Source organism: Pseudomonas sp. 15A4, assembly GCF_016925575.1.
Classification (GTDB): domain Bacteria; phylum Pseudomonadota; class Gammaproteobacteria; order Pseudomonadales; family Pseudomonadaceae; genus Aquipseudomonas.
In genome coordinates, this window is the sequence record NZ_CP068986.1 from 5,384,921 (window position 1) to 5,410,478 (window position 25,558).

Here is a 25,558-nt window from a genome sequence, read left to right on the forward strand (position 1 = left end):
GCGGGGATCAGATATCCGCGTCAGCTTCAACTTCAGCCACATCGTCTGCCGCTACGCGGGACGACTGGGCCTTCACATCAGGCGCTGCCGTCAGCAGCTTCTCGCGAATCTGCCGTTCGAGGGTGGTGCCGATTTCCGGGTTGTCCGCCAGGAACTTCGCGGAGTTGGCTTTACCCTGACCGATCTTGCTGCCCTGGTAGCTGTACCAGGCACCGGATTTCTCCAGCAGACCGTGCAGCACGCCGAGGTCGATGATCTCGCCGTTACGGTAGATGCCCTTGCCGTAGAGAATCTGGAACTCAGCCTGACGGAACGGCGGGGCCACCTTGTTCTTGACGACTTTGACGCGGGTTTCGCTACCGACGACTTCGTCGCCTTCCTTGACCGCGCCTGTACGGCGGATGTCCAGACGGACCGACGCGTAGAACTTCAGCGCGTTACCACCGGTTGTTGTTTCCGGGCTGCCGAACATCACGCCGATCTTCATACGGATCTGGTTGATGAAGATAACGAGGCAGTTGGCAGTCTTGATGTTACCGGTGATCTTACGCAGCGCCTGGGACATCAATCGGGCTTGCAGGCCGACGTGCATGTCGCCCATTTCGCCTTCGATTTCAGCCTTCGGAACGAGGGCGGCAACGGAGTCGACGACGATGACGTCGATCGCGTTCGAACGCACCAGCATGTCGGTGATTTCGAGGGCCTGCTCGCCGGTGTCTGGCTGGGAGACCAGCAGGTCATCGACGTTGACGCCCAGCTTGCCGGCGTACTCTGGATCGAGCGCGTGCTCGGCGTCGACGAATGCGCAGGTGGCGCCCATTTTCTGGGCTTCTGCGATGACGGACAGAGTGAGGGTGGTTTTACCCGAAGATTCCGGGCCGTAGATTTCAACGATCCGGCCTTTTGGCAGGCCACCGATACCAAGTGCGATATCGAGACCCAGCGAACCGGTGGAGATAGCAGGAATAGCCTGGCGGTCATGGTCACCCATGCGCATTACGGCACCTTTGCCGAATTGACGCTCGATCTGACCCAAGGCCGCAGCCAAGGCTTTCTTCTTGTTGTCGTCCATTGAATCCTCTCGTAATAGGTTAGGCCTTGACGGCCGATATAACTGTATAAGTAGCCAGTATTATTCCACAGGGCCTGACGCGCGCCTACCCCTGATTTGGTATTTCTCCGCGAGAGAGGCGGACAAGCCCCTCTAGCGCGGCGATCACCGTTTGTCGGCGAACCGCATCACGGTCACCTGCAAATAGAAGGCACTCGGCGATCAATCGTTCCGCCATGCCCCAGCAGACCCACACAGTGCCAACGGGTTTCTCCGCCGAGCCGCCGTCCGGTCCGGCCACGCCGCTGACCGCGACTGAAAACTGCGCGCCGCTATTGGCCTGCGCGCCCTTGGCCATGGCCTCGACCACCTCGCGACTGACGGCGCCGACCTGGGCGAACAGCGCTTCCGGCACCGCCAGCTGTCGGGTCTTCTGCCGGTTGGAGTAGGTGACATAGCCGGCCTCGAACCAGGCCGAACTTCCGGGGATACGGGTGATGGCTTCGGCGATGCCGCCTCCGGTGCAGGATTCGGCCGTGCTGACCTGCGCGCCCGCTGCCAACAGTTGCTGACCCAAGGTTGCTGCCAGGTGGGTAATGTCGTCCAAAGGGGTTCTCCGTATCGGTCGAGGCAAAGTAGACACGCTACACCAGCCGGGTTGATGTGCAACACAGGACGCGATCCGAATCCGGTTCATGCCTGCGAGCCCTCTATTTGCGCTCCGGTTTCTCGGGGCAGGGTTTCTTGACTGTTTCCACGATGGTTTCCCGTGGCCTTCGCTTGGCCTCCTCCAGAGGGATGAAACGGCCGTTGGTTGAATCTCGTCCTCGCTTGCGTTGCATAGGGCAATCCTTGTCGATAATGCCGCCTCCCGTCGGGCGGTGCTCGACATCCTAGCCAGCTCGAAGCGCTTCGTGTCGGTTCGGAAACGCGCCGTGACGAATCAGCCGGACCTGCGGCCCGCGAACGTGCGTGGTAACCTTGCCGCCATCGCAAAAGCAATCGGATCCGACGTCGAGCCACGTAGGTGGAATCCCCGCCGTCGCCCGAAACTTGCCTCAATCCCCTACAGAATTTGCCTAAATAACTGATGAATAAAGCAATTTCCGACCTGTCCTCGCATACCCCGATGATGCAGCAATACTGGCGGTTGAAAAATCAGCATCCCGATCAGCTGATGTTCTATCGCATGGGTGACTTCTACGAGATCTTCTACGAAGACGCCAAGAAGGCGGCCAAGCTGCTCGACATCACGCTGACTGCGCGGGGCCAGTCAGCGGGGCAAAGCATTCCCATGTGCGGCATCCCCTATCACGCAGCGGAAGGCTATCTGGCCAAGCTGGTGAAGCTCGGCGAGTCAGTCGTCATCTGCGAACAGATTGGCGATCCGGCCACCAGCAAAGGCCCGGTCGATCGTCAGGTGGTGCGCATCATCACGCCGGGCACGGTCAGCGACGAAGCCTTGCTGGACGAGCGTCGGGATAACCTGATCGCCGCCGTGCTGGGTGACGAACGCCTGTTCGGCCTCGCCGTGCTGGACATCACCAGCGGCAATTTCACCGTGCTGGAAATCAAGGGCTGGGAAAACCTGCTGGCCGAGCTTGAGCGCATCAATCCGGTCGAGCTGCTGATTCCCGATGACTGGCCCCAAGGGTTGCCCGCAGAGAAACGCCGCGGTGCCCGTCGTCGCGCGCCATGGGACTTCGAGCGCGACTCGGCGCACAAAAGCCTGTGCCAGCAGTTCTCGACTCAGGATCTCAAAGGCTTCGGCTGCGAGAACCTCACCCTGGCGATCGGCGCGGCCGGCTGCCTGCTGAGCTACGCCAAGGAGACCCAGCGCACGGCATTGCCACACCTGCGCAGCCTGCGCCATGAGCGCCTCGACGACACGGTGATTCTGGATGGGGCTAGCCGCCGCAATCTGGAACTCGACACCAACCTCTCGGGTGGGCGCGACAACACGCTGCAGTCGGTGATGGATCGCTGTCAGACCGCCATGGCAACGCGCTTGCTGACCCGTTGGCTGAACCGACCGTTGCGCGATCTGCACATCCTCCAGGCCCGGCAAGAGTCTATTGGCTGCTTCCTCGAGCGCTACCGCTTCGAGAACCTGCAGCCGCAGTTGAAAGAGATCGGCGACATCGAGCGCATTCTTGCGCGTATCGGCCTGCGCAATGCCCGTCCTCGGGACCTGGCGCGACTGCGTGATGCCCTGAGCGCGTTGCCCGAACTGCAATTGGCCCTGGCCGAGCTTGAAGCGCCGCACATTCAGCAATTGGCGAAAACCGCGAGCACCTACCCGGAGCTGGCTGACCTGCTGCAACGCGCGATCATCGACAATCCACCTGCGGTGATTCGCGACGGCGGCGTCCTGAAGACCGGATACGACGCCGAGCTCGATGAATTGCTGTCCCTGAGCGAGAACGCCGGGCAGTTCCTCATCGATCTGGAAACCCGCGAAAAGGCACGCACAGGCCTGGCCAACCTCAAGGTCGGCTACAACCGCGTGCATGGTTACTTCATCGAGCTGCCGAGCAAGCAGGCGGAGCAGGCGCCGGCCGATTACATCCGCCGCCAGACGCTCAAGGGCGCCGAGCGTTTTATCACCCCTGAGCTCAAGGAATTCGAAGACAAGGCGTTGTCAGCCAAGAGCCGCGCGCTGGCTCGGGAAAAAATGCTCTATGAGACGCTGCTGGAAGACCTGATCGGCCACCTGGCGCCGCTGCAGGACACAGCCGCCGCGCTGGCCGAGTTGGATGTGCTGAGCAACCTGGCCGAGCGTGCGCTGAATCTGGACCTGAACCGTCCGCGTTTCACCGATGAGCCGTGCATGCGCATCGAGCAAGGTCGGCATCCGGTGGTGGAGCAGGTGTTGTCATCGCCGTTCGTGGCCAACGACCTTGATCTGAACGACAACACGCGCATGCTGGTGATCACCGGTCCAAACATGGGCGGTAAATCCACCTACATGCGCCAGACTGCTTTGATCGTGTTGCTGGCGCATATCGGCAGCTTCGTGCCGGCGGCGAGCTGCGAGCTTTCACTGGTCGACCGTATCTTCACGCGTATCGGTTCAAGCGATGACCTGGCCGGCGGACGCTCCACCTTCATGGTGGAGATGAGCGAGACGGCGAACATCCTGCACAACGCCACGGACAAAAGCCTGGTGCTGATGGATGAAGTCGGACGCGGCACCAGCACCTTCGACGGGCTTTCGCTGGCGTGGGCTGCGGCGGAATGCCTCGCCCAGCTTCGTGCGTACACGCTGTTCGCCACCCATTATTTCGAGCTGACCGTGTTGCCGGAGAGCGAGCCGCTGGTGGCCAACGTGCACCTGAATGCCACCGAGCACAACGAGCGCATTGTCTTCCTGCATCGCGTGCTGCCGGGCCCGGCGAGCCAGAGTTATGGTCTTGCCGTGGCGCAACTGGCCGGCGTGCCGGGGCGCGTCATCACGCGAGCCAAGGAGCATCTGCTGCGCCTGGAGGCCACCAGCCTGCCCCACGAACAGCCCAAGGCCAAGCCGGGCAAACCGCCGCTGCCGATGCAGAGCGACATGTTTGCAAGCTTGCCGCACCCTGTTCTGGACGAGTTGTCGAACCTGAAGATCGACGACCTGACGCCGCGCCAGGCGCTTGAGTTGTTGTATTCGATGAAGACACGCATCTAACGTGATTCGTAACAAGCTGTTAGAATCCCGCGCGGTTCGGGACGCTGTGAGCTTTTAGCCTGGCTTCACAGCGCACCTGGCCGCGTTTGAACGCAGCGAACCAAGGTCGGACATCGCCGCGCAGGACACCTTGCCTGCCGCGTTGCTCGAGAAGCTGAGTTTTACGGCCGGGGACGTCCCGTACCTGGCAAGCCGGACTGAACGGCCTTGCTGCCGCCGCCTGAGGAGAGAATTAGAAATGACCTTCGTCGTCACCGACAACTGCATCAAGTGCAAGTACACCGACTGCGTAGAAGTCTGTCCGGTGGACTGCTTTTACGAAGGCCCGAACTTCCTGGTGATTCACCCGGACGAGTGCATCGACTGCGCCCTGTGCGAGCCGGAATGTCCTGCGAATGCGATCTTCTCCGAAGACGAGATTCCGGCCGGCATGGAGAATTTCATTCAGCTGAATGCTGAGCTGGCCGACGTCTGGCCCAACATCACTGAACGCAAGGACGCGTTGCCGGATGCGGCGGAGTGGGATGGCAAGACCGGCAAGATCGCGGACCTGGAGCGCTAAGCTTCCGAAGCATCGAGCGCCCGCTGATGCAAAAGGCCCTTCGGGGCCTTTTTGCGTAGTGAGGTGGTTGCAGCCGCACTTTTCTACAGACGAAAAAAGGGGCGGTATGACCCGCCCACATTTTTCCTTAATCCCTTCAATCCGTGTTCATCATCCTGATGAATCGCGTCCTGCGATGTCCTTGAGCAGTCTTCCTTGACCGCCTGTACCAATCCGTCGGTACAGGACTGATCTTAGTGATTTAAACGGTCAGGGCAAGGGCCGAGAGTTTTCAGGAAAATTCAGCCACTGACTGACGCCAGTTTTAAATTGCCAACTAAATCAACAGGATAACTATTGGCTTTCACCTGACGGAGACATGATCAGCCAAAGAAGAGACGATAACTCACAGGACGCGTAAGAAACTGCTTACAGCATGAGTAAGCATCACTTACCTGATTGTGAAAAAGATCATCGACCTCTCAAGACGCTGTCATGAGACGTCCATCTAACTCACATTGGATCGACATAAAAAAGCCCCGACTCGTCGGGGCTTTCATACCGCTTGATATAACGAACGCCCACTCTCTCGCCTTACTGGAAGAGTGACTCGCTGGACAGGCCATTTTTCTCGAGTATCTCGCGAAGGCGTTTCAGCCCTTCCACTTGAATCTGCCGTACACGCTCACGAGTCAGGCCGATTTCCAGCCCGACGTCCTCAAGCGTGCTGCTTTCATGCCCGCGCAGCCCAAATCGACGCACGACGACTTCACGCTGTTTGTCGGTCAACTCTGAAAGCCACTGATCGATGCTCTGGGACAGATCATCGTCCTGCAGGAGCTCGCACGGATCGGTAGGACGATCGTCCGTCAGCGTGTCGAGCAGCGTCTTGTCCGAATCAGGGCCCAGCGACACATCCACCGAAGACACCCGCTCGTTGAGGCCCAGCATGCGCTTGACCTCACCGACCGGCTTCTCCAGCAGGTTGGCGATTTCTTCGGGAGAGGGTTCGTGGTCAAGCTTTTGCGTCAGCTCCCGCGCGGCGCGCAGGTAGACGTTGAGCTCTTTGACCACATGAATCGGGAGGCGAATCGTCCGCGTCTGATTCATGATCGCGCGTTCGATGGTTTGACGAATCCACCAGGTGGCGTAGGTCGAGAACCTGAATCCGCGCTCCGGATCGAATTTTTCGACCGCTCGAATGAGGCCCAGATTGCCCTCCTCGATCAGGTCCAGCAATGACAGACCACGATTGACGTAGCGCCTGGCGATTTTCACGACCAGCCGCAGATTGCTCTCAATCATGCGTTTGCGCCCAGCCGGATCGCCGCTCTGCGACAGTCGCGCAAAGTGGACTTCTTCTTCCGGGGAGAGCAAGGGGGAAAAGCCGATTTCATTGAGGTACAGCTGCGTAGCATCCAGTGCCCGAGTGTAGTCAATGTACTTATGCTGTTTGAGCGCTGCAGAGTTTTTGGGCTTCGCACGAACGGAAGGTGTAGCTGGCTTCTCATCCGTTGCAGAATCCAGGACGATTGCGGGCTCCATGAGGAGCACCTCGTCGTCTATGTCAAACTCCGGCACTTCTTTGCTGAGAGCCATTGTTATAGTCCTTTGGTGAGTTCGACCTCAAGCTCCAGTGACGCCTTCTTCCGTGGCAGCACTTGAGCCTGTCCCCTCTACGCAGGAACAGGCTGACAACCGATCAGCGACGTGGCAAGAATTCCAGTGGATCAACCGGTTTACCCTGGCGGCGAATCTCGAAATGCAGTTTCACCCGGTCAGTTCCCGTTGATCCCATCTCGGCAATACTTTGCCCTGCCTTGACCTGTTGTCCCTCCCGAACCAAGAGCCGACGGTTATGTCCGTATGCACTGACGTAGGTGTCGCTGTGTTTGATGATGACCAATTCGCCGTAGCCCCTTAATCCACTTCCGGCGTATACCACTGCCCCATCAGACGCGGCCAAAACAGGCTGTCCCAAATCACCAGCGATATCAATTCCTTTATTCAAACTACCGTTTGAAGAGAACTTACTGATCAAAACGCCGCTCGTCGGCCATGTCCAGCCGCTTGGAGAACGGGCGCCGGTCACCACGGTTGTATTGACCGGCGTCGTCGTCGAGTTGCTGGTCGGTGGTGGCGTCGTGGCCGCGACAGCCCCTACCGGCCTTGAAATGACGGTGGTTTTCAGCGACCCGGAGGGGGATGTCGAGCTGCTCGTGGTGGTCTGCGGAACGCGTGCAGAGCCAGCAGCCACTGCCGTGGACGGCGAGTTGGCGCGCCCGTCGAAGCGGATCGTCTGACCGACATGAATGGTGAAGGGCTCTGGAATGCTGTTGCGTGCGGCCAGCGCTTTCCAGTCCCAGCCGTAACGGAATGCAATAGAAAACAGCGTGTCGCCGCGCTTCACGACGTACTGTCCGGTGGTCACGGGCTGACGCGTCGGCACCGTCGATTTACCGTTGCGGTCGACAACGCGTACGCCGCCCGATGGCGTGCTGGAGCAGCCGACCAGAAGGATACTCAAGGCAACTCCAATCACCAGACGCTGAAAGCTTGTTGAAGAACTACGCTGCCGAATGACTGTGAGACTCACCCGCCACTCCCTTTACCGGTGACTGAAGAAGAAACTGTCCTGGGTCGTGGAAGACCAGGCAGCCATGAAAAACAGGGTGTAAGACGGCGCTGCGGGAGTTAACCGAAGCATCGTTGCAAAACGCCAGCCTGTAGACCGGCTGCGTCTTCGGGAATTCATTGCCGCCAAAAAATAGCGCTTACGCCAGTGGTCCGTTGAGCAGCGGGACAAAACGGACAGCGCCCAATACGTGCCGGGAGAAACCGTTTTCCTCACGAATGATCAACATGAGTTGCTGCACCTCGCCTGAACCCACCGGAATCACCAGACGACCGCCGGGTGCCAGCTGGTCCAGCAAGGCCTGAGGTACGTCGGTGGCAACCGCAGTGACAATGATGCCGTTGTAAGGCGCGAGCGCCGGCCAGCCTTCCCAGCCGTCGCCCCAACGAAACACCATGTTGCGCAGGTTCAGTTCGACGAGGCGTTCCTTGGCGCGATCCTGCAGCACCTTGATGCGCTCGACGGAGAAAACCCGCTCCACCAGTTGCGCCAGCACGGCGGTCTGGTAGCCCGAGCCGGTGCCAATCTCCAGCACTTTGTCCAGCGGGCCCGCCGCCAGCAGCAGCTCGCTCATGCGCGCCACCATGTAAGGCTGGGAAATCGTCTGGTTGTTGCCGATCGGCAGCGCCGTGTCTTCGTAGGCGCGGTGCGCCAGGGCTTCGTCGACGAACAGGTGACGGGGAGTCTTGCGAATGACGTCCAGCACCTGGGTGTTGGCGATGCCCTCTTCGCACAACCGCTGGATAAGACGCTCGCGGGTACGCTGGGAAGTCATCCCCACGCCACGTCGTAACAGATCATCTTGCTCACGCGACATCAGGCCATTCCCTCCAGCCATGCGTTCAGGCTGTTGAAACCGTCCTGATAGGTACGATCCAGCTGCAACGGGGTGATCGACACATAACCCTGCATCACGGCGTGGAAATCGGTGCCCGGCCCGCCGTCTTCGGCATCTCCGGCGGCAGCAATCCAGTAACCGGCCCTTCCGCGCGGGTCGACCACGCGCACGGGGGCCGCCGCACGGGTGCGATGGCCGAGACGGGTCAGCTGGATACCGCGCACGTTTGCCAACGGCAGGTTAGGGATATTCACATTCAATACGGTACGGGGTGGAAGGTCGAGGCGCTCGTGGGCTTCGACCAGCAGCCGGGCAAAATGCGCGGCGGTTGCCAGGTTATCGGCCTGACGTGACAAAAATGAAAAGGCAAATGACGGGCGTTGCAGAAAACGGCCTTCCAGCGCCGCAGCGACGGTGCCCGAGTACAGCACATCGTCACCCAGATTGGCGCCCAGATTGATACCCGAAACAACCATGTCCGGCTCATCGGGCAGCAGACCGTTGAGCCCAAGGTGGACGCAATCGGTGGGCGTGCCGTTAACGCTGATGAAGCCGTTGTCCAGGGTGTGCGGGTGCAAGGGCCGGTCCAGCGTCAGCGAACTGCTCGCGCCGCTCTTGTCTTGATCGGGCGCAATCACCACGCACTCGGCGTACCCCGCCAGCGCGCCATGCAGCGCAGCAAGCCCGGGCGCCATGACCCCGTCATCATTTGAAATCAGAATACGCATGAGCTGTCCGTCTGCCCTGCCGGGGCGAGATCGACGAGTTCGCGCACCAATGCGGTGGCGAAGCATCCGGCCGGCAGGACGAATTCCAGTTGCAGAATGTCAGGCTCGGGATAATGCCACGTCAACCGCCGGATGGGCAGTCGCAGGATGCGCCGTTCGTGTTCCATTCCCGCTTTTATCAACCAGTTACAGAGCGACGCCTCGCGCACCGCGATGCTGTTTTCAAGCGCGGCGGTGGCGCCGGCGGCCGGGGAATCGCCCTCACCCCACTGCGGCCCGGTCGGGTGCAGATCGAGGATCGCCAATCGCGGGTCGCTGCACTCGGCTTCGCCAGCAGGGAAGAAACTGCGGCTGTCGGTGAAGGCCAGCAGATCGCCCACTTGCGCACGTTGCCAGCTGCCATCGGCGACCCGCGCGGCCAAGACCTGGTTGAACAGGTAACTGCGCGCAGTGGATAACAGTCGAGAGCGCACATTGCGCTGCTCGGGCAGGGCCTGACGCTCAGCGTAGTGACGGGCCTCACCCAGATTCCCGCCCTCGTAGCCAAAGCGTTGGGCACCGAAATAGTTGGGGATGCCGTGTTGCTTGATCGACTCAAGACGTGCGTCGAGCCCGGCCTTGTCGGCCTGCAATTGCGTCAAACGCAGCGTAAAACCATTGGCCGCATGGGCGCCCCTTTGCAGCTTGCGCTTGTGGCGTTTGCTGTCGAGGATTTTCAGGGAATCGTTTTCAGCCACCGACATGTCTGGATCAGCCTTGCCCGGCAGCTGAATGCTGAACCACTGCCGGGTCAACGCCTGACGATCCTTCAAACCGGCATAGGCGACGGTTCGCAACGGCACACCAGCTGCCTTGGCCAGACGCCGGGCGGCTTCCTCGGTATTCAGGCCGCGCTTTTCGACCCACAGCCACAGGTGCTCGCCATCCCCGGAAAGCGGGATATCGAGGACTTCATCGACCTGAAAGTCTTCAGCGGTGGCCTTCAGCACGGCAGTGCCCAACGCGTCGCAATATGCTCTCGGGCCCAGAAGTTCGAGCTCGGTCATGCGCTGATCAACAGTGCGACGGCGTGCACGGCGATGCCTTCTTCCCGGCCGGTGAAGCCCAGCTTCTCAGTGGTGGTGGCCTTGACGTTGACCTGGTCGATGTCGACTTGCAGGTCTTCGGCAATCAAGGCGCGCATGCTTTCAATGTGCGGGGCCATCTTCGGCGCCTGGGCAACGATGGTCGCGTCGACGTTGCCGACCTTCCAGCCCTTGCCCTGCACTTGCTTGAGCACGTGACGAAGCAGCACCCGGCTGTCGGCGCCCTTGAATTGCGGATCGGTGTCAGGGAAGTGCTTGCCGATGTCGCCCAGGGCGGCAGCGCCAAGGAGAGCATCGCTCAACGCGTGCAGCACTACATCGCCATCGGAATGCGCGAGCAAACCCGACGTGTGCGCAATCCGCACGCCGCCCAAGGTAATGAAATCGCCTTCAGCGAAACGGTGCACATCATAGCCGTGGCCAATACGCATAAAAAAACGCCCTGAAAAAGTCAGGGCGTGATTCTACCTACTTTGATCGACATTAGGGCCGGCCGGCGCGCAATTGCCCGAGACACTGCAATTGAAGGCGGAGACTTCAGCCGGCCAGGGCTCGGGCGTGGTGGCGCAGGTGGTCTTCGATGAAACTGGCGATGAAGTAATAGCTGTGGTCGTACCCCGGCTGCATGCGCAATTCCAGGGGATGACCGGCCGCCTTCGCCGCCTGAACCAATGATTCCGGCTTGAGCTGATTGCCGAGGAAGTCGTCGCGATCGCCTTGATCCACCAGCAATGGCAGGCGCTCGGTGGCCTCGGCGATGAGCACGCTGGCGTCCCATTCACGCCAGCGCGAACGGTCTTCGCCCAGATAGCGCGAGAAGGCTTTCTGCCCCCACGGGCAATCCATCGGGTTGCAGATGGGCGAGAACGCCGACACCGATTTATAGCGGCCCGGGTTGCGCAACGCGCCGACCAGTGCGCCGTGGCCGCCCATGGAATGCCCGCTGATGCTGCGTTTGTCCGAGGCCGGGAAGTGCGCCTCGATCAACGCCGGCAGCTCGCTGATCACGTAATCGTACATGCGGTAGTGCCGCGCCCACGGCTGTTCGGTGGCGTTCAGATAAAAGCCGGCGCCCAGTCCGAAGTCATAGGCCTTGTCCGGGTCATCCGGCACGTCGGCGCCGCGCGGGCTGGTGTCCGGCGCCACGATGATCAGCCCCAGCTCGGCAGCAACTCGCAGTGCACCGGCCTTCTGCATGAAGTTCTCATCGGTGCAGGTCAGTCCTGACAACCAATAGACCACCGGCAACTTGCCGCCCTGCTCCGCCTGAGGAGGCAGATACACCGCGAACACCATGTCGCAGCCAAGCACATCAGAGTGATGTTTGTAACGCTTGTGCCAGCCGCCGAAGCTTTTCTGGCACGAGATATTTTCCAGACTCATAGGCTTCTCCGGGCGGCAAGCTGCAAGCCTCGAGCGGCAAGAGGTCATGACACGCTCCTCTTGCCGCTTGTAGCTTGAAGCTTGCCGCTACTCCTTAGAAATGAATGACGGTACGGATGCTTTTGCCTTCGTGCATCAGGTCAAACGCTTCGTTGATCCGGTCCAGGCCCATGGTGTGGGTGATGAAGGTGTCCAGCGGGATCTCGCCGGCCTGCGCTTTTTCGACGTAGCTTGGCAATTCGGTGCGGCCTTTGACGCCGCCGAAGGCCGAACCGCGCCAGACGCGACCGGTCACCAGCTGGAACGGACGGGTAGAGATTTCCTGACCGGCACCGGCGACGCCGATGATCACCGATTCGCCCCAGCCCTTGTGGCACGATTCCAGTGCCGCACGCATCAGGTTCACATTGCCTACGCACTCGAAACTGTAATCGACGCCGCCATCGGTCATTTCCACAATCACTTCCTGGATCGGCTTGTCGTGATCCTTCGGATTGACGAACTCGGTAGCACCCAATTCACGGGCCACGTCGAATTTGGACGGATTGATGTCGACTGCGATGATGCGCGAGGCCTTGGCCATTTTTGCGCCGATGATCGCCGCCAGGCCGATACCGCCGAGACCGAAGACCGCCACAGTGGCGCCCTCTTCGACCTTGGCCGTGTTCAGCACTGCGCCAATGCCGGTTGTCACGCCGCAACCCAGCAGGCAAACCTTCTCCAGCGGCGCTTCCTTGGGGATTTTGGCGAGGGAGATTTCCGGGACCACGGTGTATTCGGAGAACGTCGAGCAGCCCATGTAGTGATAGATCGGCTGGCCGTTGTAGCTGAAGCGGGTGGTGCCGTCGGGCATCAGCCCTTTGCCCTGGGTGGCGCGGACTTTCTGGCAGAGGTTGGTCTTGCCGGATTTGCAGAACTTGCACTCGCGGCATTCGGCGGTGTACAGCGGGATGACGTGGTCGCCCACGGCCAGCGAGGTGACGCCTTCGCCGACGGCTTCAACGACGCCGCCGCCTTCGTGACCGAGGATGCAAGGGAAGACGCCTTCGGAATCAGCACCGGACAAGGTGTAGGCATCGGTGTGGCAAACGCCGGATGCCACGGTACGAATCAACACTTCGCCGGCTTTCGGGGCTTCAACGTCCACTTCGACGATCTGCAGTGGTTCGTTGGGCGCGAAAGCGACGGCAGCACGTGACTTGATCATCATGATCTCCAGCTAAATAAATACGAGCCCGGAGTGTAATACAGTGCTGGCTGATGAATAATCCGCCTGAAAGCAAAACATTAATGCTGTGCAGGGACAATCGATGCAGGTCAATCGTTGGGAAAGTCTGGACGAGTTTGTCGCCGTCGCCGAGTGCGGGCAGTTCACCGCCGCCGCTGAGCGCCTGGGGGTGTCGTCATCGCACATCAGTCGGCAGATCGCGCGACTGGAAGAGCGCTTGCAGACGCGGTTGCTGTATCGCAGCACCCGGAAGGTCGCGCTGACCGAAGCGGGTCAGACGTTTCTTCATCACTGCCAACGCCTGCAGGACGGACGCGAGGAAGCATTGCGGGCAGTGACCGACCTGACCAGCGAGCCAAAGGGGTTGCTGCGGATGACCTGCGCCGTAGCGTACGGCGAGCGGTTCATCGCCCCGCTGGTGACGCGCTTCATGGAGGATTACCCGCAACTGCGCGTGGACATCGAGCTGACCAACAACACGCTGGATCTGGTGCATGAAGGCCTGGACCTGGCGATTCGCCTGGGTCGCTTGCAGGAGTCACGACTGGTGGCCGCCCGACTGGCGCCGCGTAAGATGTACCTGTGCGCCTCCCCGCCTATCTCGAACGGTACGGCCGGCCCCACAGCGTGTCCGAACTGGCCCGACACAATTGCCTGATCGGCAGCTCGGACAGTTGGTTGTTGCAGCAAAACGGGCGGGAATTTTCCCAGCGGGTACAGGGAAACTGGCGCTGCAACAGTGGGCAGGCAGTGCTGGATGCGGCGTTGCGTGGGGTCGGGCTGTGTCAGCTACCGGATTACTACGTGCTGGAGCATCTCAAGCGCGGCGCGCTGGTCTCGTTGCTGGATGCCCATCAGCCGCCGAACACCGCCGTCTGGGCGTTGTACCCGCAGCAGCGGCATCTGTCGCCCAAGGTGAGAAAGCTGGTGGATTATCTGAAAGCGGGACTGGCGTCACGGGAGGAATACAGCGTGTAGGCGGATCAGCCGTTGAATTCCACCCGACGCTGGCGCAGCCATTCGAGGTCTTCAGGGCGGGTGACCTTAATGTTATCCGCGCGCCCTTCGATCAGACGCGGCGATTGCCCGGCCCACTCGATAGCGGAAGCTTCATCGGTGATCGCCACGTTGGACACCAGACTGTCCGCCAGCGCGCGGTGCAGCGCACCCAGACGAAACATCTGCGGCGTATAGGCCTGCCAGATCAGGGTGCGGTCCACGGTTTCGGTCACACGGCCATTGGCGTCGGCGCGCTTGAGGGTGTCTTTGGCCGGCACCGCCAGCAAGCCGCCGACCGGATCATCCGCCAGCTCGCCCAGCAGATTATCGAGGTCCGAACGCGCCAGATTCGGGCGCGCGGCGTCATGCACCAGCACCCAATCGTTGTCATCGGCGCCGTTGGCGTGCAGGTGCAGCAGTGCATTGAGCACCGAGTCCGCACGCTCTTTGCCGCCTGCGACCTGCTGAATCCGGGAATCCAGGGCGCAAGGCAACGTAGGCCAATAAGGGTCATCCACAGCGAGACTGACCACCAGGCCCTTGAGCCGGGGGTGATCGAGAAAGCAAAGCAGGCTGTGTTCAAGAATTGTGAGGCCGCCCAGTTGCAGGTATTGCTTGGGACGGTCTGCCGCCATGCGCGCGCCAACGCCCGCTGCGGGAATCACTGCCCAGAAGGCAGGAAGGGATTGAGTCATTACACCAACGTCACTGTGCCAACTGATAAAGGGTTTCGCCGTCCTTGACCATGCCCAATTCATGACGGGCACGCTCTTCAACGGTCTCGAGGCCTTTTTCAGCTCCAGCACTTCCGCGTCGAGGACCCGGTTGCGCTCCAGCAGCGCATCGTTTTCGGCGTGTTGATCGGCGATTTGCTGCGTCAGACTGGCCACCTGCGCGAGACTGCCGTTACCTACCCATAGGCGATACTGCAAGCCAGCGAGCATCAAAAGCAGAACGAGGAACAACCAGTTAGGACTGCGCATTGTGAATATCTGTTACCCGGCGAATAAAGACAGCAAAACCGACCATTTCAAATGCCCATGAGCCCGGTGGTCACCGGGCTCATGGATCAGGACGACAAGAGCGGTCACCTTTCAGCGACTTCTCCTACAACGCCTGCTGCCTTTTTACCATCTTTGCAATCAGCCGCGAAACTCGCCGCGACCACGGTACACCGCTTTGGCGCCGAGTTGCTCTTCGATACGCAGCAGCTGGTTGTACTTGGCGATACGGTCGGAACGGCTCAACGAACCGGTCTTGATCTGGCCGGCGGCGGTGCCCACGGCCAGATCGGCAATGGTGGAGTCTTCGGTTTCGCCGGAACGGTGCGAAATCACGGCGGTGTAACCCGCGGCCTTGGCCATCTGGATGGCTTCCAGCGTTTCGGTGAGCGTGCCGATCTGGTTGAACTTGATCAGGATCGAGTTACCGATCTTCTTGTCGATGCCTTCTTTCAGGATCTTGGTGTTGGTCACGAACAGGTCGTCACCCACCAGCTGGATCTTGTCGCCGATCTTGTCGGTGAGTACTTTCCAGCCATCCCAGTCCGACTCGTCCAGACCGTCTTCGATGGAAATGATCGGGTGCTTGCTGACCAGGTCAGCCAGGTAGTCGGCGAAACCGGCAGAGTCGTACTCGCCTTCTTCGCTCAGCACGTATTTGCCGTTCTTGTAGAACTCGCTCGCTGCGCAGTCCAGCGCCAGGGTCACATCGGTGCCCAGTTTGTAGCCCGCGTTGGCAACGGCTTCGGCGATGGCGTCCAGCGCGTCGCCGTTGGAGTTCAGGTTCGGCGCGAAGCCACCTTCGTCACCCACGGCAGTGTTCAGACCGCGCGCTTTCAACACCGCTTTGAGGTGGTGGAAAATCTCGGTACCCCAGCGCAGGCCCTCGGAAAAGGTCTTGGCGCCCACCGGCTGAATCATGAATTCCTGGATGTCGATGTTGTTATCAGCGTGCTCGCCACCGTTGATGATGTTCATCATCGGAACCGGCATCGAGTAAACACCCGGCGTGCCGTTCAGGTTGGCGATGTGCGCGTACAACGGCAGGTCCTGATCCTGAGCAGCTGCTTTGGCCGCAGCCAGCGACACAGCGAGGATCGCGTTGGCGCCCAGGCTGGCTTTGTTTTCGGTGCCGTCCAGCTGAATCATCGCGTGATCCAGGGCTTTCTGGTCAACCGGGTCTTTGCCCAGCAACAGGTCGCGGATCGGGCCATTGATGTTGGCCACAGCTTTCAGAACGCCCTTGCCCATGTAACGGCTCTTGTCGCCATCACGCAGCTCCAGCGCTTCACGCGAGCCGGTGGAAGCACCGGACGGCGCGCAGGCGCTGCCGATGATGCCGTTGTCGAGGAGCACGTCTGCTTCCACGGTGGGATTGCCACGGGAGTCGAGAACTTCACGACCTTTGATGTCGACGATTTTTGCCATTGTTGTTAACACTCCAAGATTGACGAAAACGACGCAGCTGGGAAAACGATTCGGCGTCTCAGGGCTCTAGGACAACGGGCAGGGCCTGAAACGACAATTTTCCCGACCCTTTGGTCGGGAAAACAACGAACGGCACTCTACCGGAGGGCTCGGCGCCGGAGAAGCGGGTTTTACGCCGTTTCGATCGTCGGGAAGCTTTTAACGAGTTCGTCGAGCGCTTTGAGCTGGGCCAGAAACGGCTCCAGCTTGTCCAGGCGCAGGGCGCAAGGACCGTCGCACTTGGCGTTGTCCGGATCCGGATGGGCTTCCAGGAACAGACCGGCCAGGCCCTGACTCATCCCGGCCTTGGCCAGATCGGTGACTTGGGCGCGACGGCCACCGGCGGAATCGGAGCGGCCGCCCGGCATCTGCAAGGCGTGGGTCACGTCGAAGAACACTGGGTATTCGAACGATTTCATGATGCCGAAACCGAGCATGTCGACGACCAGGTTGTTGTAGCCGAAGCTCGAACCGCGCTCACACAGGATTAACTGATCGTTGCCCGCTTCCACACACTTGGCGAGGATGTGTTTCATCTCGTGGGGCGCCAGGAACTGGGCCTTCTTGATGTTGATCACGGCGCCGGTCTTGGCCATGGCCACGACCAGGTCGGTCTGGCGGGACAGGAAAGCCGGCAACTGAATGATGTCGCAGACTTCCGCCACGGCAGCAGCCTGCTCAGGCTCGTGCACGTCGGTGATGATCGGCACGCCGAACGCTTGCTTGATGTCCTGGAAAATCCGCATGCCTTCTTCAAGGCCCGGGCCGCGATAGGAGGTCACCGAGGAACGGTTGGCCTTGTCGAAGCTGGCCTTGAACACGTACGGAATGCCGAGCTTCTCGGTCACTCGCACGTATTCTTCGCAGACCTGCATCGCCATGTCGCGCGACTCCAGGACGTTCATGCCGCCGAACAAGACCATGGGTTTGTCGTTGGCGATGTCGATGGAGCCGACGCGGATGATTTTCTGTGCCATGTGATGGATTCCCTATCAACCGTTCTTCTGGTGTTGAGCAAGCGCTGCTTTCACGAAACCACTGAACAACGGGTGGCCATCGCGGGGCGTAGAGGTGAACTCGGGGTGGAACTGGCAAGCCACAAACCATGGATGGTCAGGAGACTCCACCACTTCAACCAGCGCGCCGTCACCCGAACGACCGGAGATTTTCAGGCCGGCTTCGACCAGTTGTGGCAGCAGCTTGTTGTTCACTTCATAGCGGTGGCGATGGCGCTCGACGATAACGTCGTTGGCGTAGCAATCGTGCACCAGAGAACCCGGCTCAAGCAGGCATTCCTGGGCACCCAGACGCATGGTGCCGCCCAGGTCCGAAGTTTCGGTCCGGGTTTCGACAGCACCGGTGGCGTCTTCCCACTCGGTGATCAGACCGACGACAGGGTGTTGGCTGGCACGATCAAACTCGGTGGAGTTGGCGTCTGTCCAGCCCAGCACGTTACGGGCGAACTCGATGACCGCCACCTGCATGCCCAGGCAGATGCCCAGGTACGGAACCTTGTTCTCGCGAGCGAACTGCACGGCCGTGATCTTGCCCTCGACACCGCGCAGACCGAAGCCGCCCGGAACGAGAATCGCGTCAACGCCCTCAAGCAAACCAGTGCCCTGATTCTCGATGTCTTCGGAATCGATGTAGCGCAGATTAACCTTGGTACGGTTGCTGATCCCGGCGTGACTCATGGCTTCGATCAGCGACTTGTAGGCATCCAGCAGCTCCATGTACTTGCCGACCATCGCGATGGTGACTTCGTGTTCCGGATTGAGTTTGGCGTCGACGACCTTTTCCCATTCGGACAGGTCGGCGCTGCCGCACTGCAGACCGAAGCGCTCGACGACGAAATCGTCGAGGCCCTGGGAATGCAGGATGCCCGGGATCTTGTAGATGGTGTCGGCGTCTTCGAGGGCGATGACCGCGCGCTCTTCAACGTTGGTGAACTGCGCGATCTTGCGGCGCGACGAGATGTCGATCGGGTGGTCGGAACGGCAGACCAGTACGTCTGGCTGCAGGCCGATCGAACGGAGTTCTTTCACCGAGTGTTGTGTCGGCTTGGTCTTGGTCTCGCCCGCGGTGGCGATGTACGGAACCAGCGTCAGGTGCATGAGCATCGCGCGCTTGGCGCCCACTTCGAAACGCAGCTGACGGATCGCTTCGAGGAACGGTTGCGACTCGATGTCGCCGACGGTGCCACCGATTTCGACCATGGCGACGTCGGCATCGCCGGCACCCTTGATGATGCGACGCTTGATTTCGTCGGTGATGTGCGGGATCACCTGAATGGTCGCGCCCAGATAATCACCACGGCGCTCTTTGCGCAGGACGTGTTCATACACACGGCCGGTGGTGAAGTTGTTGTTCTGGGTCATGGTGGTGCGAATGAAACGCTCGTAGTGACCCAGGTCCAGGTCCGTTTCGGCGCCGTCGTGGGTGACGAACACCTCACCGTGCTGGAACGGACTCATGGTGCCGGGATCGACGTTGATGTAGGGGTCCAGCTTGAGCATGGTGACCTTAAGTCCCCTCGCCTCCAGGATGGCCGCCAATGAAGCCGAGGCGATGCCTTTCCCCAATGAAGAAACAACACCGCCCGTGACGAAGATGTAGCGCGTCATGAAAAACCCTAGAAGTCTGCGTTAAAGCGGTCAGAGCCGCCGGGGAAAGCGAAGGAAGGCCGAAGCCCCCGACAACCTGCATGTTCCACTGTGCATTTCCAATCTGTCGCGCCCAAATCAACGACCGGCCTTGAAAAGGCCTGTCCGTGGTTCGCCACATTTTTGAGAATCGCCCAGTAAAGACTGGCTGGTAATCGGCAACTTGCGTCGTTCCGGAAGGATCGACATAAGCTGTATCAAGAAGGGAGCGTAGTCTACCGGAAAGGCCCTTTCAGCTCAAACTTTGGTCATTCGTCGGTGGCAACCAGTGCAATCGCCAGTCGCCACGGGGGCTGGCGTCCAGTCCCGGAAGGTTTGCCACGGCCAATAACTGCTCGCCGCGGTACAACAGCGGCAATCGGCCGCGCAGAAACACCGGCACACCCTTTTCGTTGAGCAGCCGTTTGAGGTCTCGACGTCCCCGATCCGGCACATCAAAGGTTTCGCCGCCCTGGCGGTAATGCACATGCAGGCCACCCGATGGCGCAGCGCCGAGGATCTGCAACATGCCGTTGCCCGGCAGCGCGAGAGGTTGCGACGCCATGGACCAGTGCTGCGAGCCGGCGACGTTTTTCAGCCAGATCCCCGACAGCCACCAGATGCGCCCTTCCGCTCGGTGCATCTGACCATCGGCCAGCCGCCAGATGGGGCGACCGTCCGGCCCGGCATCGCGCAGCGAATCCCAGCCTGCCCAGTGATCGGTATCAGGCAGTCGAGTGAGCGGCGCCAGCCAGTGGCGCAATGCGTTGCGCTGCCGGGCGGGTGACAACGTTTCCAGCGGCGCGAGCTCAAGAGAGGGCATGTCCAGCCACGGCCAGGGGCACGGTGTATCGGCCAGAGCCAGGTCCTGCACCGCCAGCTCGTCCAGCAACTGCTGAGCTTCGGCCAGATGCGCGGCGCTACGAGCCATGCTCGCAATTGCCTGCGGCCAGCGCGTCGTCACCAGCGGCAGCACGTGGCTGCGCAGGTAGTTGCGCGAAAAACGGCTGTCTTTGTTGCTCGGGTCTTCGATCCAGCTCAAACCCTGCTCCCGAGCATAGGCCTCGAGGGTTGCGCGGGATTCGTGCAGCAGCGGCCGAAATAACTGTCCTGCGCCCAGTGGCCGCTGCGCCGGCATGGCAGCCAGCCCGCGCACCCCGGCGCCACGCAGCAGACGGAACAGCAGCGTCTCAGCCTGATCGTCCCGATGCTGGGCGGTCAGCAGCACTTCGCCAGCCGCGAGCGTCGAATTGAAGGCCGTGTATCGCGCGTCCCGCGCCGCTTGTTCAAGGCTCGCACCGGGGCGCACCTGGACGTCGATGACCTGCATCGGTACGCCCAGAATCTGACACATCTGCCGGCAATGCACCGGCCACGACGCCGCCACAGCCTGAAGGCCATGGTTGACGTGAACAGCGGTCAGAGGTGGAAGCGGGTGAACCCTGGCAAGTTCCGCCAGCAGGTGAAGCAGAACAGTGGAATCGAGCCCACCGGAGAATGCGACGCGCCAGGCGCATGCAGCGCGCCAGGGTTCGAGGCGCGACAGCAGACGTCTGGAGAGTGCGAGTTTGATGCTGTCCGGTTTGCTCATGCTGGTTAACCCTGCTTAAAGCTCGCCGGACCGGAGACGTCACCGGGTTCGGTGACGCTCTCTTTGCAGAACGGTCCGGTTAAAGGCCATAGCTCATCAGGCGGTCGTAACGGCGGGCCAGCAGCGCGTCGTTATCGAACTTCTGAAGCATGCTCAGTTGGCTGCTCAGTTCTTCGCGGATCAAGGCAGCGGCAGCGGCCGGATCGCGGTGCGCGCCGCCCAATGGCTCGGTGATCACCTTGTCAACGATGCCCAGTCCCTTCAGACGCTCGGCAGTGATGCCCATCGCTTCAGCTGCGTCCGGCGCCTTTTCGGCGGTTTTCCACAAGATGGACGCGCAGCCTTCCGGCGAGATCACCGCGTAGGTCGAGTACTGCAGCATGTTCAGCTGATCGCACACGCCAATGGCCAGTGCGCCGCCTGAACCGCCTTCGCCAATCACGGTGGCAATGATCGGAGTCTTCAGGCGCGCCATCACACGCAGGTTCCACGCGATGGCTTCGCTCTGGTTACGCTCTTCGGCGTCGATGCCTGGGTATGCGCCCGGCGTATCAATGAAGGTCAGAATCGGCATCTTGAAACGCTCGGCCATTTCCATCAGGCGGCAGGCCTTGCGGTAGCCTTCAGGACGCGGCATGCCGAAGTTGCGGCGAACCTTCTCGCGCACTTCGCGGCCCTTCTGATGACCGATCACCATCACTGGCTGGTCGTTCAGCCGGGCAATACCGCCGACGATGGCAGCGTCGTCGGAGAAGTGGCGATCCCCATGCAGCTCGTCGAACTCGGTGAAGATGTGTTGAATGTAGTCCAGCGTATACGGACGACGCGGATGACGCGCCATGCGCGCGATCTGCCAACTGGTCAGGTTGCCGAAAATGCTTTCGGTGAGCGTATTGCTCTTCTCTTGCAGTCGAGAGATTTCGTCGCCGATGTTCAGCGAGTTGTCATTGCCCACCAGACGCAGCTCTTCAATCTTGGCTTGCAGGTCAGCAATCGGCTGTTCGAAATCCAGAAAATTCGGGTTCATAGGCATCCGTCTTGGGTCGACGGCCAAGAGGCCGGCCGGTTGATCCGATAAGCGCCATACCTTAATGGAGCGGGCGCCTTTCGGTCGAGTTTAAAGTGTCGAGGTCATCAATATTGAGCTGATCGGTGTCAGCGATACTGCAGGAAGACGTTCTCTCGTCCGAACTGGTCACGCAGCGCCTGAATCAGGCTGTCTGCGGGATCGATCCGCCACGCTTCGCCGAACTGCAGCAATGCCCTGGCTTCCTGCCCGGTGTAGTCGAGGGTGATCGGGCACGCGCCTCTGTGCTTCTTGCACAGCTCGCCCAGCCAGCGCAGCCGGTCGCCCTTGAGCGCCTCGGCCCGCACGTTCAGGCGCAAACTTTCCGCCAGCCCGGTGCGCGCTTCTTCCAGGCTCATCACCCGTTTGGCACGCAACCGCAGGCCACCGGAGAAGTCGTCGGTGCTGACCTCCCCTTCCACCACCACCATCGCATCGGTTTGCAGCAGCGACTGAGCCGCCTGGAACGAATCGGCAAACAGCGACGCTTCGATACGCCCGGAACGGTCGTCCAGGGTGATGAAGCCCATCTTGTCGCCCTTTTTGTTCTTCATCACCCGCAAGGCAATGATCAGCCCGGCGATGGTCTGGGTCTCCCGCGAGGGCTTCAGGTCGACGATCCGCTGACGCGCGAAGCGGCGGATCTCACCTTCGTATTCGTCGATCGGGTGCCCGGTCAGGTACAGGCCCAGGGTTTCTTTTTCGCCACGCAGCCGTTCCTTGAGAGTGACCTCTTTGGCGCTGCGATGGTTCGCGTAAACGTCGGCGTCGGCTTCAACGAACAGGCCGCCGAAGAGATCGGCATGGCCGCTGTCGTGACTGCGGGCGGTCTGCTCGGCGGCCTGAATGGCTTCTTCGAGTGCGGCCAGCAGGACACCGCGGTTACGGTCGATATTGGCTTGATACTGTTTTGGCTCGTCATAGAAGAACGGGCCGAGACGGTCCAGGGCGCCACTGCGAATCAGGCCATCGAGGGTGCGCTTGTTGACGCGCTTGAGGTCGATGCGGGCGCAGAAATCGAACAGGTCGGCGAACGGGCCTTCCTGACGCGCTTCGGTGATCGCTTCCACCGGGCCTTCGCCGACGCCCTTGATCGCGCCGAGGCCATAGACGATGCGGCCGTCGTCATTCACGGTGAACTTGAACTCGGAGTTGTTCACGTCCGGCGCATCCAGGCGCAGCTTCATGATCCGCACTTCTTCGATCAAGGTCACGACCTTGTCGGTGTTGTGCATGTCCGCTGAAAGCACCGCCGCCATGAATGGAGCCGGGTAGTGACGCTTGAGCCAGGCGGTCTGGTACGACACCAGCCCGTAGGCCGCCGAGTGCGACTTGTTGAAACCGTAACCGGCGAATTTCTCTACCAGGTCGAAAATGTTACCGGCCAGGTCAGGGTCGATGTTGTTGGTCTTGCAACCCTCGATGAAACCGCCGCGCTGCTTGGCCATTTCTTCGGGCTTCTTCTTGCCCATTGCACGACGCAGCATGTCAGCGCCGCCAAGGGTGTAGCCGGCCATGACCTGAGCAATCTGCATCACCTGTTCCTGATACAGGATGATGCCGTAGGTCGGCGCAAGCACCGGCTTGAGGCCTTCGTACTGGTAATCGACGTGGGGGTACGACAGCTCCGCGCGACCATGTTTACGGTTGATGAAGTCGTCAACCATGCCCGATTGCAACGGACCGGGACGGAACAGCGCCACCAGTGCGATCAAGTCTTCCAGGCAGTCGGGCTTGAGCTTTTTGATCAGCTCTTTCATGCCGCGGGATTCAAGCTGGAAGACGGCCGTGGTTTCGGCGCGCTGCAGCAGCTCGTAGGTCGGCATGTCATCCAACGGGATGAACGCAATGTCGAGGGGTTCTTCGTCGACCTTGGCGCGGTCGCGGTTAATCGTCTTCAGTGCCCAGTCGATGATGGTCAGGGTGCGCAGACCCAGGAAGTCGAACTTCACCAGACCGGCGGCCTCGACGTCATCCTTGTCGAACTGGGTGACCAGGCCACCGCCCTCTTCATCGCAGTAGATCGCCGAGAAATCAGTCAGCTTGGTCGGCGCGATGACCACACCACCGGCGTGCTTGCCGACGTTACGCACAACGCCTTCGAGCTTGCGCGCCATTTCCCAGATCTCAGCCGCTTCCTCATCGACCTTGAGGAAGTCGCGCAGGATCTCTTCCTGCTCGTAGGCTTTTTCCAGCGTCATGCCCACTTCAAAGGGGATCATCTTGGACAGACGATCCGCCAATCCGTAGGACTTGCCCTGCACCCGCGCCACGTCCCGGACCACTGCTTTCGCGGCCATGGAGCCGAAGGTGATGATCTGGCTGACCGCGTTGCGACCGTATTTCTCAGCCACGTACTCGATGACCCGGTCGCGACCGTCCATGCAGAAGTCGACGTCGAAGTCGGGCATGGAGACCCGCTCGGGGTTGAGGAAACGTTCGAACAGCAGGTCGTATTCCAGCGGGTCAAGGTCGGTGATCTTCTGCACGTAGGCCACCAGCGAACCGGCACCCGACCCACGGCCCGGACCCACCGGCACGCCATTGCTCTTGGCCCACTGGATAAAGTCCATAACGATCAGAAAGTAACCGGGGAATCCCATCTGGATGATGATATCCAGCTCGAAATTCAGGCGGTCGACGTACACCTGCCGCTTGGCCTCGTAGTCCGGCGTGGTTTCTCTTGGCCAGAGCACGGCAAGGCGCTCCTCCAGCCCCTCGAAGGACACCTTGCGGAAATACTCGTCGATGGTCATGCCATCGGGAATCGGGAAGTTGGGCAGAAAGTGCGTGCCCAGCTTCACGTCGATGTTGCAGCGCTTGGCGATCTCGACGGTGTTGGCGAGGGCGTCAGGCAGATCGCTGAACAGCTCGGCCATCTCCTCCGCGCTCTTCAGGTACTGCTGATCGCTGTAGTTGTGCGAGCGGCGCGGATCGTCCAGCGCCCGGCCTTCGCCGATGCACACGCGGGTTTCGTGGGCTTCGAAATCTTCCTGCTTGATGAAACGCACGTCGTTGCTCGCCACCAGCGGCACGCCATGGCGCTCGGCCAGGGCGACGGCGGCGTGCAGATGTTCTTCGTCATTGATGCGGTTGGTGCGCTGGACTTCGATGTAGAAGCGGTCCGGAAAAACCGTCAGCCACTCTTTCAGCAACTCGTCGGCTTCGGCCGGATTGCCACCCAGCAGGGCCATGCCGATCTCGCCTTCCTTCGCCGCAGACAGGGCAATGAGCCCTTCGCTGGCCTCGGCCACCCACTCACGCTCGATCACCACCAAGCCGTTGCGCTGGCCGTGCATGAAGCCACGGGAAATCAGTTCGGTGAGGTTCAGGTAGCCTTTGGGGTTCATCACCAGCAGGCTCAGACGGCTGAGCGGTGCATCGCGATCACGCCCCGCCAGCCAGATGTCGGCGCCACAGATCGGCTTGATGCCGGCGCCCATGGCCGCTTTGTAGAACTTCACCAGCGAGCACATGTTGTGCTGGTCGGTCACCGCCACGGCCGGCATGTTCATGGCCGCGAGCGCCTTGACCAACGGTTTTACACGGACCAGACCATCAACGAGGGAGTATTCGGTGTGCAGGCGTAGGTGAACGAAAGAAGCCGGCATGGTTGATCCTATGGTGCAGAAA

The 25,558-nt window shown here is 60.6% G+C and carries 19 protein-coding genes and 2 pseudogenes; 3 read left to right on the forward strand and 18 right to left on the reverse strand.

Annotation, left to right across the window (positions count from 1 at the left end; genetic code table 11):
- Positions 1-7 precede the first annotated feature (7 nt).
- Complete coding sequence (recA, locus tag JN403_RS23850) at positions 8-1,072, reverse strand: recombinase RecA (RefSeq protein WP_065989790.1); 1,065 nt, start codon at positions 1,070-1,072, stop codon at positions 8-10.
- Between the two features lie 85 nt (positions 1,073-1,157).
- Positions 1,158-1,658, reverse strand: a complete 501-nt coding sequence (locus JN403_RS23855) for a CinA family protein (protein WP_345945829.1) — start codon at positions 1,656-1,658, stop codon at positions 1,158-1,160.
- A gap of 495 nt (positions 1,659-2,153) precedes the next feature.
- Between JN403_RS23855 and mutS the strand changes: the two genes are divergently transcribed.
- Both mutS and fdxA read left to right on the forward strand, forming a co-directional pair.
- Positions 2,154-4,721, forward strand: a complete 2,568-nt coding sequence (gene mutS / locus JN403_RS23860; protein ID WP_205487661.1) for a DNA mismatch repair protein MutS — start codon at positions 2,154-2,156, stop codon at positions 4,719-4,721.
- A gap of 238 nt (positions 4,722-4,959) precedes the next feature.
- A complete protein-coding gene (fdxA, locus tag JN403_RS23865; RefSeq protein ID WP_037014184.1) occupies positions 4,960-5,283 on the forward strand; it encodes a ferredoxin FdxA in 324 nt (107 codons plus the stop codon).
- A gap of 573 nt (positions 5,284-5,856) precedes the next feature.
- Here fdxA and rpoS read toward each other — a convergent pair.
- The 8 genes from rpoS to JN403_RS23905 all read right to left on the reverse strand — a co-directional run bounded on the left by rpoS (position 5,857) and on the right by JN403_RS23905 (position 13,138).
- Positions 5,857-6,861, reverse strand: a complete 1,005-nt coding sequence (rpoS, locus tag JN403_RS23870) for an RNA polymerase sigma factor RpoS (protein WP_122537386.1) — start codon at positions 6,859-6,861, stop codon at positions 5,857-5,859.
- 103 nt (positions 6,862-6,964) lie between these two features.
- Positions 6,965-7,858, reverse strand: a complete 894-nt coding sequence (locus tag JN403_RS23875; RefSeq protein WP_122537385.1) for a peptidoglycan DD-metalloendopeptidase family protein — start codon at positions 7,856-7,858, stop codon at positions 6,965-6,967.
- Between the two features lie 178 nt (positions 7,859-8,036).
- The gene (locus JN403_RS23880; RefSeq protein WP_172610991.1) at positions 8,037-8,672 is read right to left on the reverse strand and encodes a protein-L-isoaspartate(D-aspartate) O-methyltransferase; all 636 of its coding nucleotides are present in this window, start codon (positions 8,670-8,672) and stop codon (positions 8,037-8,039) included.
- Between the two features lie 41 nt (positions 8,673-8,713).
- A complete protein-coding gene (gene surE / locus JN403_RS23885) occupies positions 8,714-9,463 on the reverse strand; it encodes a 5'/3'-nucleotidase SurE (RefSeq protein WP_205484578.1) in 750 nt (249 codons plus the stop codon).
- The gene (gene truD, locus JN403_RS23890; RefSeq protein WP_205484580.1) at positions 9,451-10,509 is read right to left on the reverse strand and encodes a tRNA pseudouridine(13) synthase TruD; all 1,059 of its coding nucleotides are present in this window, start codon (positions 10,507-10,509) and stop codon (positions 9,451-9,453) included. Before truD ends, surE begins: the two co-directional genes overlap by 13 nt.
- Positions 10,506-10,979 (reverse strand): 2-C-methyl-D-erythritol 2,4-cyclodiphosphate synthase, encoded by a 474-nt coding sequence (gene ispF, locus JN403_RS23895; protein ID WP_122622973.1) that lies wholly within the window; start codon positions 10,977-10,979, stop codon positions 10,506-10,508. Before ispF ends, truD begins: the two co-directional genes overlap by 4 nt.
- Before the next feature lie 106 nt (positions 10,980-11,085).
- Positions 11,086-11,931, reverse strand: a complete 846-nt coding sequence (gene fghA / locus JN403_RS23900; RefSeq protein WP_172610986.1) for an S-formylglutathione hydrolase — start codon at positions 11,929-11,931, stop codon at positions 11,086-11,088.
- Positions 11,932-12,025: 94 nt separating this feature from the next.
- Positions 12,026-13,138 (reverse strand): S-(hydroxymethyl)glutathione dehydrogenase/class III alcohol dehydrogenase, encoded by a 1,113-nt coding sequence (locus JN403_RS23905; protein ID WP_122622971.1) that lies wholly within the window; start codon positions 13,136-13,138, stop codon positions 12,026-12,028.
- 103 nt (positions 13,139-13,241) lie between these two features.
- On the opposite strand from JN403_RS23905, the pseudogene JN403_RS23910 reads away from it, so the two are divergent.
- Positions 13,242-14,137 (forward strand): annotated as a pseudogene (locus JN403_RS23910) (LysR substrate-binding domain-containing protein).
- Positions 14,138-14,142: 5 nt separating this feature from the next.
- Here the strand turns inward: JN403_RS23910 and ispD are convergent.
- The 8 genes and pseudogenes from ispD to dnaE all read right to left on the reverse strand — a co-directional run bounded on the left by ispD (position 14,143) and on the right by dnaE (position 25,536).
- Complete coding sequence (gene ispD, locus JN403_RS23915; RefSeq protein ID WP_205484581.1) at positions 14,143-14,853, reverse strand: 2-C-methyl-D-erythritol 4-phosphate cytidylyltransferase; 711 nt, start codon at positions 14,851-14,853, stop codon at positions 14,143-14,145.
- Positions 14,854-14,863: 10 nt separating this feature from the next.
- Positions 14,864-15,141 (reverse strand): annotated as a pseudogene (gene ftsB / locus JN403_RS23920) (cell division protein FtsB).
- A 159-nt stretch (positions 15,142-15,300) separates the two neighbouring features.
- On the reverse strand, positions 15,301-16,587 hold the full coding sequence (gene eno / locus JN403_RS23925; RefSeq protein WP_122537377.1) for a phosphopyruvate hydratase: 1,287 nt from the start codon (positions 16,585-16,587) through the stop codon (positions 15,301-15,303).
- Positions 16,588-16,757: 170 nt separating this feature from the next.
- On the reverse strand, positions 16,758-17,603 hold the full coding sequence (gene kdsA, locus JN403_RS23930) for a 3-deoxy-8-phosphooctulonate synthase (protein ID WP_122622970.1): 846 nt from the start codon (positions 17,601-17,603) through the stop codon (positions 16,758-16,760).
- Between the two features lie 15 nt (positions 17,604-17,618).
- Complete coding sequence (locus JN403_RS23935) at positions 17,619-19,250, reverse strand: CTP synthase (protein ID WP_122537375.1); 1,632 nt, start codon at positions 19,248-19,250, stop codon at positions 17,619-17,621.
- Positions 19,251-19,521: 271 nt separating this feature from the next.
- Complete coding sequence (tilS, locus tag JN403_RS23940) at positions 19,522-20,859, reverse strand: tRNA lysidine(34) synthetase TilS (protein ID WP_205484582.1); 1,338 nt, start codon at positions 20,857-20,859, stop codon at positions 19,522-19,524.
- Positions 20,860-20,938: 79 nt separating this feature from the next.
- Positions 20,939-21,886, reverse strand: coding sequence for an acetyl-CoA carboxylase carboxyltransferase subunit alpha (locus tag JN403_RS23945; protein ID WP_122537373.1), 948 nt, complete (start codon positions 21,884-21,886; stop codon positions 20,939-20,941).
- Between the two features lie 128 nt (positions 21,887-22,014).
- A complete protein-coding gene (gene dnaE, locus JN403_RS23950; RefSeq protein ID WP_205484583.1) occupies positions 22,015-25,536 on the reverse strand; it encodes a DNA polymerase III subunit alpha in 3,522 nt (1,173 codons plus the stop codon).
- Between the last annotated feature and the right edge of the window lie 22 nt (positions 25,537-25,558).